Origin of the sequence: Pseudomonas gingeri (genome assembly GCF_013385635.1) — a bacterium.
GTDB classification, from domain to species: Bacteria; Pseudomonadota; Gammaproteobacteria; order Pseudomonadales; family Pseudomonadaceae; genus Aquipseudomonas; species Aquipseudomonas gingeri_A.
This window is the reverse complement of sequence record NZ_JACAPR010000057.1, coordinates 1-328: the sequence shown is the minus strand read 5'-3', so window position 1 is coordinate 328 and position 328 is coordinate 1. Positions and strand designations below refer to the sequence as shown.

2 tRNA genes are annotated in these 328 nt (G+C 49.1%); both read right to left on the bottom strand.

Annotated elements, in window-relative coordinates:
* Window positions 1–116 precede the first annotated feature (116 nt).
* A tRNA-Ala gene (locus HX851_RS33415) sits at window positions 117–192 on the bottom strand.
* 30 nt (window positions 193–222) lie between these two features.
* Window positions 223–299, bottom strand: a tRNA-Ile gene (locus HX851_RS33410).
* Between the last annotated feature and the right edge of the window lie 29 nt (window positions 300–328).

Below are 328 nucleotides of genomic sequence, written 5' to 3'. Positions count from 1 at the left end.
TAAAGAACGATCTAATCAAAGACTAGAAATCAACATTCACCATCACCTTGATGGAATGCTCATTTCTAAGCTTTAAACGCAGAAGCAACTACAGCCAACAACCATCACAACGTAAATGGTGGAGCCAAACGGGATCGAACCGTTGACCTCCTGCGTGCAAGGCAGGCGCTCTCCCAGCTGAGCTATGGCCCCGTATCTCTACAGGCTTTTCCCACACAAAATTGGTGGGTCTGGGCAGATTCGAACTGCCGACCTCACCCTTATCAGGGGTGCGCTCTAACCAACTGAGCTACAGACCCAATTTCGGGCTGCTTCTTATCGTCTTCTT